1 protein-coding gene is annotated in these 484 nt (G+C 72.7%); it reads left to right on the top strand.

Annotated features, from left to right (window positions below):
* Positions 1 to 484, top strand: a 484-nt coding sequence (locus tag RB628_RS41345; protein ID WP_318325762.1) for a hypothetical protein, incomplete at both ends; no start/stop codon positions are given.

The following is a 484-nucleotide window of genomic DNA, read 5'->3' as shown; positions in this document are numbered from 1 at the left end:
GGGTTCCCGGTCCGGGCTCGTCCCCGGTCTCCGGTTCGGTGCGGTCGAGAACGCCGCCCCACCCCAGCGCCACCCAACGGCCGGCCCGGCCGCGAGTCCGGACAACGGCGCACCGGCCACGGACTGGAACGACCGCCTCGCCGCAGCCCGAACCGAGGAGTTCACCGACCTGTTCCACGAGGCCGTTACGGAGGACTTCGGCGCGGTGGCCCGCCTGCACCAGATGCTCGAAACCGCCTCCGAGTGGTGTCGCACCCACGGTGCCCGAAGCAGCGCGTCTGAGTTGGATGCCATCGCCTCCCGGCTGACCGACCTCGGCGAGGAGCTGCATCTCGTCGCGGAGAACGTCGACCACGAGATCCGCTCCCGGTCGCACCGAGCCGCAGCAGCGGCCCGTCTCTCGCCAGCGGCGTCGGCCCGGGGAACTTCCCCCGGCCAGCAGAGCGACGCTCCCGCTCCCGTCTCACCGTCCGCTGTGCGCTCG

The sequence above is a fragment of the Streptomyces sp. ADMS genome (assembly GCF_033441795.1).
In the GTDB taxonomy this organism is placed as follows: domain Bacteria; phylum Actinomycetota; class Actinomycetes; order Streptomycetales; family Streptomycetaceae; genus Streptomyces.
Note: the sequence above shows the minus strand (reverse complement) of the source record. Positions and strands in the feature narration are given on the sequence as shown.